Below are 13,217 nucleotides of genomic sequence, written 5' to 3'. Positions count from 1 at the left end.
TATGGCAGTTAATGAATTACTAAAACAATTTCATGAGATTGCTTCATCTCCAAAAAAGCAATTAGACAATTATCTTGCACAAGATAAAAAAGTTGTAGCTTGTGTTCCAGTTTACACACCAGAAGAAATAATTCATTCTATGGGACTTGTACCATTTGGAGCATGGGGAGCAGATACAGAAATAAAGGAAGCAAAGAGATATTTTCCAGCTTTCATATGCAGTATAATGCAATCAGTTTTAGAACTTGGAATGACAGGAACTTACGAAGGAATATCAGCAATAGTAATTCCATCTCTATGTGACTCATTAAAGTGTTTAGGTCAAAATTGGAAGTATGCAGTTCCAAGTATACCATTTATTCCAATGACTTATCCACAAAATCGTAATAATGAAGTAGGAAAGGCTTTCACAAAAGCAGGATATGAGAGAGTAATAAAGGATTTAGAAACTTCAACAGGAGCGAAGTTCTCTGAAGAAGAATTAAAAAAATCAATAAAGGTATATAATGCACATAATGAAGCTATGAGAAAATTAAGCAGAGTATTAGTGGATTATCCATCAATTACTGCATCTCAGAGAAGTGATATTTTCAAGAGTGCTTACTTCATGTTAAAAGAAGAGCATACTGAATTAGTTGAAAAGTTCTTAGTAGAACTTAATGAAATGCCTAAGAATGATAAAAAGAAGATTAAGGTTGTTACATCTGGTATACTAGCAGACAACAAAAACCTTCTAAATATATTTGAAGAAAACGGAATTCAAATAGTTGCAGATGATGTAGCTCATGAATCTAGACAATATCGTGTAGATACAAAAGAAGAAGGAAAGCCTTTAGAAGCTTTATCAGAAAAGTTTGCAAACATGGATAATTGTTCCGTATTATATGATGTTGATAAAAAACGTGCAGATTATATAGTTAATTTAGCTAAAGAATATAATGCAGATGGGGTTATTATGATCATGACAAAATTCTGCGATCCAGAAGAGTTTGATTATGTAATCATTAAGAAAGCATGTGATGCAGCAAATATAATGACATTACAAATAGAAGTTGACCGTCAAATGGTTAACTATGAACAAGCAAATACAATAGTTCAAACTTTTAAAGATATGATATAGGAAGGCTTATAGGAGGAAAAAAGGATGATAGATAAGAATAAAATGCCAGTAGCCATGGGAGTAGCATTTGTATGGTTTACAACACAATTTGGTGGAGGATTTGCATCTGGTGCTCAGTTAATTCAGTACTTTGTAGCATTTGGCATATGGGGATTAGTTACTCCAGTTTTAGCACAAGCAATAGGTGCTTTATTCCAATGGTATGCACTTCGTTATGCAAAGAAACATAACAAATATGACTATAAGAGCTTTAATGATAGTTTTTATGGAAAGTTTGCACCAATATTCTCAAATTTATATGAAATAGTATATATTATGCTTTTATGTTTAGCCCCTGCAGTTGCATTTGCTACTGGAGGAGCTACAATGCAAGAATTAACTGGACTTCCATATATGGTCTGTACAGTTATTATAGGAGCATTTATTTTCTTAATAACTATGTATGGAACTGATCTTGTAAGAAAAGCAGCATCAACTTTATCTGTAATTATAATAGTAGGTTTATTAGTAGTTTATATTCCAAACATAATAGCTCAATGGGGAAATATAACATCAAATATAAGTGCAATGGCAGCAGAAGCAGCACCTGTAGGTCCGGCCATGTGGAGCTGTTTTATATACTCAGCTTTCCAATTGGCATCTATAGGACTACTAGTTCAGCATGCAGAGTCATTTAAGTCTGAAAAAGAAGCTGGAACTAGTATGATATATGGATTCATAGTAAATGCAGGAATTATATTCTTATCAACTTTAGGTATGGTTGCAATAGTTGATAATCCAGTATTAGCAACAACTAATATACCAATATTAATATTAATTAGAGATGGGGTTGGATCTTCATTTATGACTCCAATCATCTCAATACTAATCATCTTAGGATCAATATCTACAGCTGTTAATATGATAGCTGGTGTAGTTCAACGTGTTACTAATTCTTTTGAAAAGCCAGAGGTTAGGGAAAAAGCAAATGGTAAGCCAACTAAGATGACAATATGTACTGCTTTAGGATTCACAATTTTAGCATTTGGAATTGCTCAATTTGGATTACTTCCACTTGTTAAGAAGGGTTATGGATACCTAGGCTATGTAACAATTGCTGTTGTAATAATACCATTTATTATAAGAATGGTTATGGAAGCAATAGGTAAAACAGAATAAGAATTATTACTATCCGATGTTTAGACATCGGATAGTAATAATAAATAACATGTATACAAGTATACTAAAATGTTTTGGGAGTGTATGATATGAATAACCTTATCTCAAAAACAATAGGAGAGTGTTTAAATGAACGTGCAAAAACAACTCCAAATCTTTGCGGATTGAGCTATAGAGATTATAGCTATAGCTGGAGGGAAGTTGATGAAATTTCTGATTTCCTAGCATTAGATTTTTTAAAGCTAGGAATAAAGAAAGGAAGTCACGTGGCAATATGGAGTGTAAATAACCCTAATTGGGTATTATCCTATTTTGCACTAGTAAAGATAGGAGCGGTAGCTATATTGGTAAATACCTGTTACAAGGAAGTAGAACTTGTACAAATCCTAGAATATGCAGATGTAGAGTTTATTCTTTGCGGAAGAAGCTGTAAAAACACTAACTATGATGAGATATTAAAGAATATAAATACATCCAGATTGCCTAAATTAAAAAAGATACTTTATTTAGAAAAAAATCAGGAAATTAGATGGTATATGAGGGGGGATTATCCTCTTTATATGAATGATGAAGAAAAAGAAATTCTTCTAAAAGCTAAAGGTAATGTTTCAATAGATGATACAGCTAGTATAATGTTCACCTCAGGTACTACAAAAATGCCAAAAGGTGTTAAACTTTCTCACTATAGTTTAATAAATAATTCATTAGAGCTTACAAGACAAATGAAATGGACATCAGAAGATAAAATGTGTATAGCAGTGCCACTATTTCATTGTTTTGGAATAACTGCTGGAATATTATCAGGAGTTCATTCAGGAGCATGTCTTCATTTACTTAAATATTATAAGACTTTAGAAGTTTTAGAGCAGATTGAAAAATATAAATGTACTGTTCTAAATGGAGTGCCAACAATGTTCATGGCTCTAGTGAGAAATACAAAACTGAGAAATTATGACCTCTCTTCTATAAAAAGCGGCATTGTAGCTGGATCTGCTATTCATCCAGAGGAGTATATAAATATATGCGAGTGTTTAAAGATAAAACATCTTCAAACATCCTATGGACAGACTGAAACATCACCGTGCATTTCAATATCAGATTATGAAGACTCTATGGTGGTTAAAGCAAATACTGCTGGTAAATGCATAGACAATGTAGAACTTAAGATATGGAATAAAGAGCAAAATCGAGAAGCTTTAGAAAATGAAATTGGAGAGATTTTGACTCGAGGATACCATGTGATGCAAGGTTACTATAATATGCAAGAGGAAACGAAAAGCACAATTGATACTGAAGGATGGCTTCATACTGGAGATTTAGGTTTTCTAGATTTCAATGGATATCTTCATGTAACAGGCAGAATAAAAGAAATGATAATTAGAGGTGGAGAGAATATATCTCCTCTAGAAATTGAACACTGGATTAGAAAATTAAATTGTGTTGAACAAGTAAAAGTAATAGGAGTACAAGCTGAAGTTTTACAAGAAGAGATAGCGGCTTGCATAATACCAAAGCAAGGAATGAACTTAGATGAAGATGAGGTAAAAAGCTTTGTAGCTGAGAATCTCGCTGATTATAAAGTTCCTAAATATATATTGATTTTTGATGAATTCCCATTAACTTCTAGTGGAAAGATTCAATTAGGAGAATTAAGAAGACAGATAGAAAAGAGAATAAAATAAGAGGAGGACTAAAAAATGTATTTTACAGAACAACATGAGTTAATCAGAAAATTAGCAAGAGAATTTGCAGAAAAAGAATTAACTAGTGAAATCCTTGATAAGGTTGAAGAGACAGGGGAGTTTCCTCAAGAAATTTTAGACAAGATGGCAAGAGCCGGATTCTTCGGAATTAAAGTTCCAAAGGAATTAGGTGGACAAGGAGCAGATTCACGTGCTTATGTAATTGTTATGGAAGAAATAGCAAGAGTAAGCGGAGTTGCAAGTATATATGTTTCTTCTCCAAACTCATTATCAGGTGGTCCATTACAACTTTCAGGTAATGATGATCAAAAAGAAAAGTATTTAAGACCAGTAGTTACAGGCACAAAGAAGTTAGCATTTGCTTTAACAGAGCCAGGTGCTGGTTCAGATGCAGGTGGAATGACTACAACAGCTGTAAAAGATGGAGACTACTATATATTAAATGGACGTAAATGCTTTATAACAGCAGCACCACTTGCTGATTATTCAGTAATTTATGCTAAAACAGATATGACAAAAGGAACAAGAGGAATAAGTGCTTTTGTTGTAGATATGAAGCTTCCAGGTGTATCTTGCGGAAAGCCAGAACATAAGATGGGACTTATAGGCTGTGCTACAAGTGATATAATCCTTGAAAATGTAAGAGTTCATAAGAGCGACTTATTAGGAGAAGAAGGAAAAGGATTCATAAATGCAATGAAAACTCTAGATACAGGACGTATGGGGGTTGCTGCTCAAGCTATAGGAGTTGCTCAAGGTGCATTAGATGAAGCTATAAAATATGCAAAGGAAAGAAAGCAATTCGGTAGAAGAATTGGAGATTTTCAAGGAATAAGCTTTATGATTGCTGAGATGGCAACTAAGTTAGAAGCAGCAAAACAGCTTGTATACAAAACTGCATACTTAATGGATACACATCAAGATGCATCAATGGCAGCATCAATGGCAAAATACTTTGCTTCAGAAGCTTGTAATGAAATAGTAGCAAAAGCAGTTCAAATTCATGGTGGATATGGATTCATAAAGGATTATAAGGTTGAGCGTATGTATAGAGACTGTCGTGTATTCACTATTTATGAAGGAACATCTCAAGTACAACAAATGGTAATAGCAGGAAAGTTACTAAAAAAGTAGAAGGAGGACATTAGAAAATGAAGATTTTAGTTTGTGTAAAACAAGTACCAGATACTAACGAAGTAAAGATCGATCCAGTGAAAGGAACCTTAATTCGTGATGGCGTTCCAAGTATCTTAAACCCAGATGATGCAAATGCTCTAGAAGCAGCATTAGCTTACAAGGATAAAAATCCAGATACTGTAGTTGCAGTTCTTACAATGGGACCTCCTCAAGCAACTTACATGCTAAGAGAATGTCTTGCTATGGGTGCTGATGAAGCATACCTATTAAGTGACCGTGCATTTGGTGGAGCTGATACATGTGCAACTTCAACAACAATTGCAGCTGGTATCAAAAAGGTAGAGGGAGTAGATGTAATCTTTGCAGGTCGTCAAGCAATAGATGGAGATACTGCTCAAGTAGGACCTCAGGTTGCTCAAAGATTAGGACTTCCAGTTGTAACTTATGTTCAAGATATAAAACTAGAAGAAGGAAAAGCAATAGTTCACAGACAAATGGAAGATGGATATGAAGTTATAGAAGTTCAAACACCATGTGTGTTAACTGCTGTAAAAGAATTAAATGAGCCTAGATATATGTCTATAAGTGGAATCGTTGATGCTTATAAGAAAGATATAACTGTATGGAATCATGTAGATGTAGAACTTAATCCAAAGGATTGTGGATTAAATGCATCTCCAACACAAGTATTCCGTTCATTCACTCCACCTCCAAAGGGAAAAGGAGAGATGTTAAACGGTTCTGTAACTGAAATGGCAAGTACAGTTATAAATAGATTAAAAGAAAAACATTATATATAAGTAGAAAGGACGGATGAAACATGGCTGTTAATGTAATAAAAGAAAAATGTAAAGGCTGCTCTATTTGCGTAAAGAACTGTCCTTTTAGTGCAATCACTATGGAAGGAAAGTTAGCTGTAATAGGATCATCTTGTACAGGATGTGGAGTTTGTGTAGAGAAGTGTCCATTTAAAGCAATAGAAAAGACAGAAGAAGAGAGAGAAATAAAAGACTTAAGTGCATATAAAGGTGTTTGGGTATTTGCTGAACAAAGAGAAAAGAAAATCATGCCAGTTGTTATTGAACTTCTTGGTGAAGGTAAGAAGCTTGCAGAAGAAGTTGGATGTGAACTATGTGCAGTTCTTTGTGGATCTGACGTTGAAGGACTAGCTGATGAATTATTCGAATATGGAGCAGATAAAGTGTATATAGCTGATTCTCCAGAGCTTGAAAAGTACACTACAGATGGATATACAAAAGTTATATTTGAAGCTATCGAAGAGTACAAGCCTGAGATAGTATTACTTGGAGCAACTCACATAGGACGTGACTTAGGTCCATGTCTAGCAGTAAAAGCAAATACTGGTTTAACTGCAGACTGTACAATGCTTGAGATAGACCCAACAGATAAAAAGATAAAGCAAACTCGTCCAGCATTTGGTGGAAACTTAATGGCTACAATAGTGTGTCCAAATCATCGTCCACAAATGTCTACTGTAAGACCAGGAGTTATGACAAAGGCAGAACGTACTCCAGGTAAGAAGGGTGAAATAGTTAAATTAAATGTTTCATTCAAAGAAGGAGACATAAGAACAAAAGTATTAGAAGTTGTTAAGAGTATGAAAGAAACTGTTTCTTTAACAGATGCTGAAATCATCGTAGCTGGTGGTATGGGACTTGGAAAAGCAGAAGGCTTTGATCTATTAAAGGAATTAGCAGATAAATTAGGCGGTATAGTTGCATCATCTAGAGCAGCTGTAGATGCTGGATGGATTGATCATGCATATCAAGTAGGACAAACAGGAACTACTGTAAAACCTAAGATATATATAGCATGTGGTATTTCAGGAGCTATACAGCACGTAGCTGGAATGCAGAATTCAGAACAAATTATAGCGATTAATACTGCAGAAAATGCGCCTATATTTGAAGTAGCGGATTACGGAATAGTAGGAGATTTATACAAAGTTATACCTGCTATGATAGAAGAATTAGGAAAATAATATGTATGAATAAAAAGATAAAGCAGGCATCGAGTTATTGCTTAGGATTATTATTACTAGCTTTTGGGGTGACATTTTCCATTAAATCTAACTTAGGAGTGTCACCAATTAATTCAATACCATACGTTTTAAGCTTGATAACAGGATTAGATCAAGGAGTTTTAACCACATCTGTATTTTGTATATTTATATTGATGCAGATAATTATACTGAGAAAAGACTTTAAACCAATCAATTTATTGCAAATTGTATTTTCTAGTCTTTTTGGATACTTCGTGACTTTTTCTAATAGTATATGGACATTTGAAGTTCCAAATAGTTATAGTTTTAGGTTAGGACTTCTTGTCATCAGTATGTGTTTTGTAGCTCTTGGATTAATGTTCTATCTGGCAGCGGACATAGTTCCGATGCCAGCTGAAGGAACGATGATAGCTATTCAGCTTAAAACAGGAATTGAATTTTCTAAGATTAAAGTCATGTTTGATACAGCAATGGTTATAATAGCAGGAATACTTTCATTAGTATGCTTTCGTGAATTACAGGGGGTACGAGAAGGTACACTTATTGCAGCCATAGGTATTGGAAAGATTTTAGGGATACTTAGAAAGAAATATCAAAAGACAGTAGAGGATTTTGTACACAATTTGTAAAATATAAATTTAAATTTAAATTTAAATGAGGGAGGCTCTTAGATTATGAGCGAAAGAAAACCATTAAAAGGTGTTAAAGTTGTAGAACTTGCCACTTTCATAGCTGCAGCAAGTGCAGGAAGATTTATGGCCGATTTAGGTGCTGATGTTATAAAGATAGAATCTGCAAAAGGAGATCCACTTAGATACACAGCGCCATCAGAGGGAAGACCTCTAGATATGTATGAAAATACTACATGGGAATTAGAAAATGCAAACAAGCGTTGTATATCTTTAAATATGAAAGATCCTGCAGGAAAAGAAGCATTCTTTAAATTATTAGAAACTGCAGATGTTTTAATAACTAACTGGAGAGTTCAAGCGCTTGAAAGAGCAGGACTTGATTATGAATCATTAAAGGAAAGATACCCTAAATTAGTATATGCTATATGTACTGGTTATGGTGAGTATGGTCCAGATAAAGATTTACCAGGATTTGATTTCACAGCTTATTTTGCAAGAGGAGGATATTTAGATTCTCTACGTCAAAAAGGAACTGTACCAATGAATGTTGTTCCAGGAATAGGTGACCACAATGTAGGTATGAATCTTGCTGCTGGTATACTTGCAGCTCTTTATCAAGCTAAGGTAACTGGTAAAGGAGAAAAAGTTGAAACAAGTTTATTCGAAAGTGCTATATACAACATGGGAATGATGGTACAAGCAGCTAACTATGATGGTATTGCTAGACAATATCCAATAAACATACGTGAAGGTGCAAATCCATTCAATTCAGCGTGGAGAACTGCTGATGATCGTTTTATACAAACTTGTATGCCTGATTACAACACTTACTATAAGAAATTCATTGCTGCAATTGGAAGAGAAGATTTAGTAGAAAGTGAAAAATACTTCCCAATCCAAAATGTTCAAGCACAAGGTGTTGGAACTGAAGTTTATGATATAGTTATGGAAGCTTTCGGAAAGAAAACAGTATCAGAATGGAAAGAGATACTTAGAGCAGCAGATATACCATTCAGCGTTGCACAATCATGGACAGAAATTCTTGAAGATGAGCAAGCATGGTCAAATAACTGCTTCCACAAGATGAAATATGACAATGGAAACGAAAGAACTTTAGTACGTCTACCAGTTAAGTTCCACGAAATGGGAGTGCCAGAATACAACCGTGGACCACTTATAGGAGAACAAGGTGTAGAAGTTTTAACTGAATTAGGTTACACAGCAGATCAAATAAAAGAATTCTTAGACAATAAAACATTATTTGTTTGGGAAGATCAAAAATAATATATTTGGATAAAATAAAGCCATGATAATGAAAGTTATGATGTGACCCCCAAAAGTTAGACTTTATTAGCGAGACAGTTTCGGCTGCCTCGCTATTTTTATGCAGCCAAGAGTTTGAGTCTGTATTGCACAGGACTCATCCATCCTAGTTTCTCTTTAATCCTTTGTTCATTGTAGTACTTTATATATCTTTCTATTTCAGATTTCAATTTCTCATAACTGTAATAAACAACACCATAGTATATTTCCTGTTTCAAGAGTCCAAAGAAGTTTTCCATTACAGAATTATCGTGACAGTTTCCCTTGCGGGACATGCTCTGAAAAATCCGCTCTTCTTTAAGACGATGTGAGTATGACTTCATCTGGTAAGCCCAGCCTTGGTCAGAATGAAATGTTCTTCGATATGGGCAATCAGATGTTATTTCAATGGCTTCATTTAGAGCATTTATCACATTGGTGGCAGAAGGCCGCCTATCAATACCGTAACTTAAAATCTCACTGTTACACATATCCATAAACGGATCCAAGTATAGTTTGTGCATCGTCATATGTCCCTTAGAATCTACCTCATAGTATTTAAACTCAGTAGTATCTGTTGTGATTTTCTGATGAGGGATATTGGTATTAAAACGTCTTCTGATTCTGTTGGGGGCAACTGTTCCGACCTTGCCTTTGTAAGAACTATATTTACGACTTTTTCTAGTAAAGGAAGCAACTTGGAGATTTAGTTTCTGCATGATTCTCTGTACTTTCTTTTTATTAACAATAAAGCCCTGATTTCGAAGTTCACCATATATTCTACGATAGCCATAATCCTTGTTTGTGTTATGTATTTCTAAGATTTTATCCTCAATTGCCTGGTCAGGATTTTCCCTATCAAATCTTTTCTGCCAGTACATATATGTTGCCTTCGGAAAGCTAACAATTGCGAGAATATCTTTTAGTTTGAAGTCTCCTCGGAGGCTGTGGATGATTCTCGCTGTTTTTTCAGAAGAGTTTCCTCCTCTAAACGCAGCCTCCTCAGTTCTTTTAAATAGGCATTCTCAATTTTAAGTTTTAAAAGTTCATCTTCAAGTTGTCTCAAATGTTCAGCACTTGTGTCTACTGGAGTAATTTCTGAAGATAACTGTACTTTTTCTTTCTTATTATTTGACACCAATGACTTCTTACGACCTTTCTTCTTCGGTCTCAATGCATCAACACCTGCAATATTAAAATCATTGACCCATTTACATATCTGTACTGGGTTGTTGATTTTCTCTTGGAGAGCTAAATCCTGATACGAAACCTCACTTGATAAATATAACTCTACCACATGAAGTTTATATTCAAAAGAATAATTATTTTTTTTTCTTGAGCGCTTTAATCCTTCATCACCCATTTTGGAATAAGATAATACCCACTTCTTAATGTTACTCCACGCAGGAATACCATAAGTCTTGGCAAGATACGGATATCCGCCTTCACCATTTAAATATGCATCAACAACCTTTTTCTTAAATTCATAACTGTATTTTGCCATAAAAAATCGACCTCCAATTCGTTAGATTTTTGGTCTAACTTTTGGGGGTCGGTTCATTATCATGGCTTTTATGATATAATTTTTATAATATACTTTAATTAAGCGGGTGAAAATAGTGAGAGTTATGACATTTAACCTTAGAACAGATAGCATATTTGATATAAGAAATCCATGGAAGAGTAGAAAGACCATGGTTAATAATATAATAGGAATGTATTCTCCTGATATAATAGGAGTTCAAGAACTTAATAATAGCATGTTTAGAGATTTAAGTGAAAGTGTAAAAGATCAGTATAATATAGTTGGAGAGGCAAGGACTAAAAAACTTTTTGCTGAGAAAAATGATATTTTAGTTAAAAAGAACCATACAATAAAAAATCATACTACCTTTTGGCTATCAAATAAGCCTGAAAGAGTAGGAAGTTCTCAGTGGCATTCATTATTTCCCAGGATATGCACAACAGCATTAATAGAGATGGAAAGTGGAGAGATGGTGAGAGTTTATAATACACACTTAGATTGCATATCACCATGGGCCAGAGATTATGGACTTAAAAAGATAAGTGAAATTATAGAGCAGAATTACGAATCAGAAAATGTACCTGTTATGGTTATGGGAGATTTTAATGCAACACCAGGTAGCAAGACAATACAAAACTTTATAGCCTTAAATAAGGATAAGAGAAACTTTATAGCTGTTCAAGAAAGCAATAAAGAAATGTATAGTGAATCTACCATGAGCAAATTTAAAGGTTCTACTAAAGGGTTACACATAGATTATATATTTGTTTCAGATGAGTTTAATGTTATGAGTAGTGAGATTGTGAGATACAATGAAAATGGGAAGTATCCATCAGACCATTATCCACTTATAGCTGAATTGACATTATAAATTTTATGGGGGAGAGTCAATGATTCCTATAATTATTTCAGTAGTGCTTTCGTTTATAAGCACAAATATAGATGACATATTTGTGCTTATGATACTTTTTTCAAAAGCAAATTCAAACAAGAAAAAACGGTATGTATGCATAGGTCAATATATAGGAATAGGTATGTTGGTACTAATAAGTGTTTTAGGAGCTTTAGGTATTTCTATAATATCAGAGAAGTATATAGGATTTTTAGGGTTTATACCAATATTTATTGGAATAAAGGAGCTTTATGAATATAAAAGATGTAAAGTTGAAGAAAATGATGTGGTGGAAGTAGGAGATGATTCATCAAAGATTTCAACACCTAATTTACTAAAAAAATATATACCAGCAGATGTAATTAAGGTATGCATGATAAGCATAGCCAATGGAGCGGATAATATAGGAATTTATATTCCTATGTTTACAACTATGACACCAATATATTTAATTGTTACAATTATAATATTTGCTTTTATGATAGGTCTATGGTGTATATTTGCTATAAAACTAGTAAACTATCCATTCATAAAGGATAAGATAGAGAAATATAAAGATATATTAGTACCAGTAATATTTATTATGATAGGAACCTTTATATTGATAGAAAGTGGAGCACTTAGCTCAATAATAATATAAATTAGGAATATAAAAAGCAATTTAATAGGAGGGGCAAATGCGTAGTGAGAAGGAAATGTTTAATTTAATCTTAGGTATTGCAAAGAATGATACCAGAATACGTGCGGTATATATGAATGGTTCAAGGACAAACCCTAATGTTATACCAGATATCTTTCAGGATTATGATATCATATACGTTGTAAAAGAAACAAAATCTTTTATAGAGCAGAGAGATTGGATCGACATTTTTGGTAAGCGTTTGTATATGCAGTATCCTGAAGAAGGTTACTATTATAAGCATGATATAGAGAATAGTTATGGATGGCTTATTCAGTTTGAAGATGGAAACAGATTAGACCTTCATGTATGCACTTTACCTCATGTGCTAAAAGAAATTAGAAATGACAGACTTTGCAAAATATTGCTTGATAAAGATGAATGTCTTCCAGATATGCCTGAGGCAACAGATGAGGATTATTGGGTAAAGAGACCCATAGAGGGTCAGTTTCTTGATACCTGCAATGAATTCTGGTGGTGCTTAAACAATGTAGCAAAAGGATTATGGAGAGAAGAAATTCCATATGTAATGGACATGCTAAATTATTATGTACGCTCTCAACTAATACGAATCATGGGATGGAAAATAGGATTTGAAACAAATTTCACCGTTAGTATAGGAAAGTCAGGAAAATATGTGTATAAATTTTTAGAGAAAAATGAATGGGATAAATTTTTAAAAGGCGTTAATGTAATGCCGAAAGATGCAAATGAGATATACTATTAGGATAAAAATATAAAAGTAGCAAGAGTAATTTTCTTATATTACCATATATATGTATATTATTCGCTTTTTATATTGACTTATAATATCCATATATGTTAATATTTAATTATAATTAAATATATTATGATTACAGTGCATGCGTAATAGCATACTTAAATGGGAATACGGTGTAAATCCGTAACAGTCACGCTGCTGTATGGTGGACGAAAACCCAATAATGTCACTGGAGAGGTTTCTCTGGGAAGGCGGGTAAGTAGGGTGAAGCTAAGTCAGAATATCTGCTGTAATTACAGACAATATTTAGCCTTTCGGCAGAAGA

13 protein-coding genes and 1 riboswitch are annotated in these 13,217 nt (G+C 33.7%); of the genes, 11 read left to right on the top strand and 2 right to left on the bottom strand.

The features are described 5' to 3' along the window. The first annotated feature begins 1 nt into the window (after window position 1). The 8 genes from KQH81_RS14415 (at window position 2) to KQH81_RS14380 (ending at window position 9,057) form a co-directional block, all read left to right on the top strand. A complete protein-coding gene (locus KQH81_RS14415) occupies window positions 2-1,120 on the top strand; it encodes a 2-hydroxyacyl-CoA dehydratase subunit D (RefSeq protein ID WP_074846439.1) in 1,119 nt (372 codons plus the stop codon). Between the two features lie 24 nt (window positions 1,121-1,144). Then, window positions 1,145-2,278 (top strand): YkvI family membrane protein, encoded by a 1,134-nt coding sequence (locus KQH81_RS14410; RefSeq protein ID WP_027637644.1) that lies wholly within the window; start codon window positions 1,145-1,147, stop codon window positions 2,276-2,278. Window positions 2,279-2,367: 89 nt separating this feature from the next. Further along, entirely contained in the window at window positions 2,368-3,960 is a 1,593-nt protein-coding gene (locus tag KQH81_RS14405; protein ID WP_035770280.1) for an AMP-binding protein, read from the top strand. Window positions 3,961-3,975: 15 nt separating this feature from the next. Then, a complete protein-coding gene (locus KQH81_RS14400; protein WP_074846442.1) occupies window positions 3,976-5,115 on the top strand; it encodes an acyl-CoA dehydrogenase family protein in 1,140 nt (379 codons plus the stop codon). Between the two features lie 17 nt (window positions 5,116-5,132). After that, window positions 5,133-5,918: an electron transfer flavoprotein subunit beta gene (etfB, locus tag KQH81_RS14395; RefSeq protein ID WP_074846446.1), complete on the top strand. Its 786-nt coding sequence runs from the start codon at window positions 5,133-5,135 to the stop codon at window positions 5,916-5,918. Between the two features lie 20 nt (window positions 5,919-5,938). Continuing rightward, window positions 5,939-7,120, top strand: coding sequence for an electron transfer flavoprotein subunit alpha/FixB family protein (locus tag KQH81_RS14390; RefSeq protein WP_074846449.1), 1,182 nt, complete (start codon window positions 5,939-5,941; stop codon window positions 7,118-7,120). 5 nt (window positions 7,121-7,125) lie between these two features. Further along, window positions 7,126-7,770 carry a YczE/YyaS/YitT family protein gene (locus KQH81_RS14385; RefSeq protein WP_074846452.1) on the top strand — a complete coding sequence of 215 codons (645 nt, stop codon included), beginning with the start codon at window positions 7,126-7,128 and terminating at the stop codon, window positions 7,768-7,770. 45 nt (window positions 7,771-7,815) lie between these two features. Next, entirely contained in the window at window positions 7,816-9,057 is a 1,242-nt protein-coding gene (locus tag KQH81_RS14380; RefSeq protein ID WP_027637639.1) for a CaiB/BaiF CoA transferase family protein, read from the top strand. A gap of 98 nt (window positions 9,058-9,155) precedes the next feature. Here KQH81_RS14380 and KQH81_RS17815 read toward each other — a convergent pair whose 3' ends face one another. Both KQH81_RS17815 and KQH81_RS17810 read right to left on the bottom strand, forming a co-directional pair. Next, the gene (locus KQH81_RS17815; RefSeq protein WP_289614339.1) at window positions 9,156-10,028 is read right to left on the bottom strand and encodes an IS3 family transposase; all 873 of its coding nucleotides are present in this window, start codon (window positions 10,026-10,028) and stop codon (window positions 9,156-9,158) included. Further along, entirely contained in the window at window positions 9,998-10,579 is a 582-nt protein-coding gene (locus KQH81_RS17810) for a transposase (protein WP_407647304.1), read from the bottom strand. The genes KQH81_RS17815 and KQH81_RS17810 overlap by 31 nt, the downstream gene beginning before the upstream one ends. 124 nt (window positions 10,580-10,703) lie before the next feature. On the opposite strand from KQH81_RS17810, the gene KQH81_RS14370 reads away from it, so the two are divergent. The 3 genes from KQH81_RS14370 to KQH81_RS14360 are packed head-to-tail and all read left to right on the top strand — an operon-like array spanning window position 10,704 to window position 12,898. Next, window positions 10,704-11,471, top strand: coding sequence for an endonuclease/exonuclease/phosphatase family protein (locus KQH81_RS14370; RefSeq protein WP_206153078.1), 768 nt, complete (start codon window positions 10,704-10,706; stop codon window positions 11,469-11,471). A 19-nt stretch (window positions 11,472-11,490) separates the two neighbouring features. Beyond that, window positions 11,491-12,132: a cadmium resistance transporter gene (locus KQH81_RS14365; protein WP_230028444.1), complete on the top strand. Its 642-nt coding sequence runs from the start codon at window positions 11,491-11,493 to the stop codon at window positions 12,130-12,132. A gap of 37 nt (window positions 12,133-12,169) precedes the next feature. After that, entirely contained in the window at window positions 12,170-12,898 is a 729-nt protein-coding gene (locus tag KQH81_RS14360) for an aminoglycoside 6-adenylyltransferase (protein WP_074845274.1), read from the top strand. A 113-nt stretch (window positions 12,899-13,011) separates the two neighbouring features. Then, a riboswitch (cobalamin riboswitch) is annotated at window positions 13,012-13,198 on the top strand. Window positions 13,199-13,217 lie beyond the last annotated feature (19 nt).

It is taken from the genome of Clostridium cadaveris, from assembly GCF_020911725.1.
Classification (GTDB): Bacteria; Bacillota; Clostridia; order Clostridiales; family Clostridiaceae; genus Clostridium_X; species Clostridium_X cadaveris.
Note: the sequence above shows the minus strand (reverse complement) of the source record. Positions and strands in the feature narration are given on the sequence as shown.

Bases quoted from the DNA above. Each gene is read 5' to 3' on its own strand.
- KQH81_RS14415 (WP_074846439.1), top strand. From the start codon at position 2: ATGGCAGTTAATGAATTACTAAAACAATTTCATGAGATTGCTTCATCT.
- KQH81_RS14410 (WP_027637644.1), top strand. From the start codon at position 1,145: ATGATAGATAAGAATAAAATGCCAGTAGCCATGGGAGTAGCATTTGTA.
- KQH81_RS14405 (WP_035770280.1), top strand. From the start codon at position 2,368: ATGAATAACCTTATCTCAAAAACAATAGGAGAGTGTTTAAATGAACGT.
- KQH81_RS14400 (WP_074846442.1), top strand. From the start codon at position 3,976: ATGTATTTTACAGAACAACATGAGTTAATCAGAAAATTAGCAAGAGAA.
- etfB (WP_074846446.1), top strand. From the start codon at position 5,133: ATGAAGATTTTAGTTTGTGTAAAACAAGTACCAGATACTAACGAAGTA.
- KQH81_RS14390 (WP_074846449.1), top strand. From the start codon at position 5,939: ATGGCTGTTAATGTAATAAAAGAAAAATGTAAAGGCTGCTCTATTTGC.
- KQH81_RS14385 (WP_074846452.1), top strand. From the start codon at position 7,126: ATGAATAAAAAGATAAAGCAGGCATCGAGTTATTGCTTAGGATTATTA.
- KQH81_RS14380 (WP_027637639.1), top strand. From the start codon at position 7,816: ATGAGCGAAAGAAAACCATTAAAAGGTGTTAAAGTTGTAGAACTTGCC.
- KQH81_RS17810 (WP_407647304.1), bottom strand. From the start codon at position 10,579: ATGGCAAAATACAGTTATGAATTTAAGAAAAAGGTTGTTGATGCATAT.
- KQH81_RS14370 (WP_206153078.1), top strand. From the start codon at position 10,704: ATGACATTTAACCTTAGAACAGATAGCATATTTGATATAAGAAATCCA.
- KQH81_RS14365 (WP_230028444.1), top strand. From the start codon at position 11,491: ATGATTCCTATAATTATTTCAGTAGTGCTTTCGTTTATAAGCACAAAT.
- KQH81_RS14360 (WP_074845274.1), top strand. From the start codon at position 12,170: ATGCGTAGTGAGAAGGAAATGTTTAATTTAATCTTAGGTATTGCAAAG.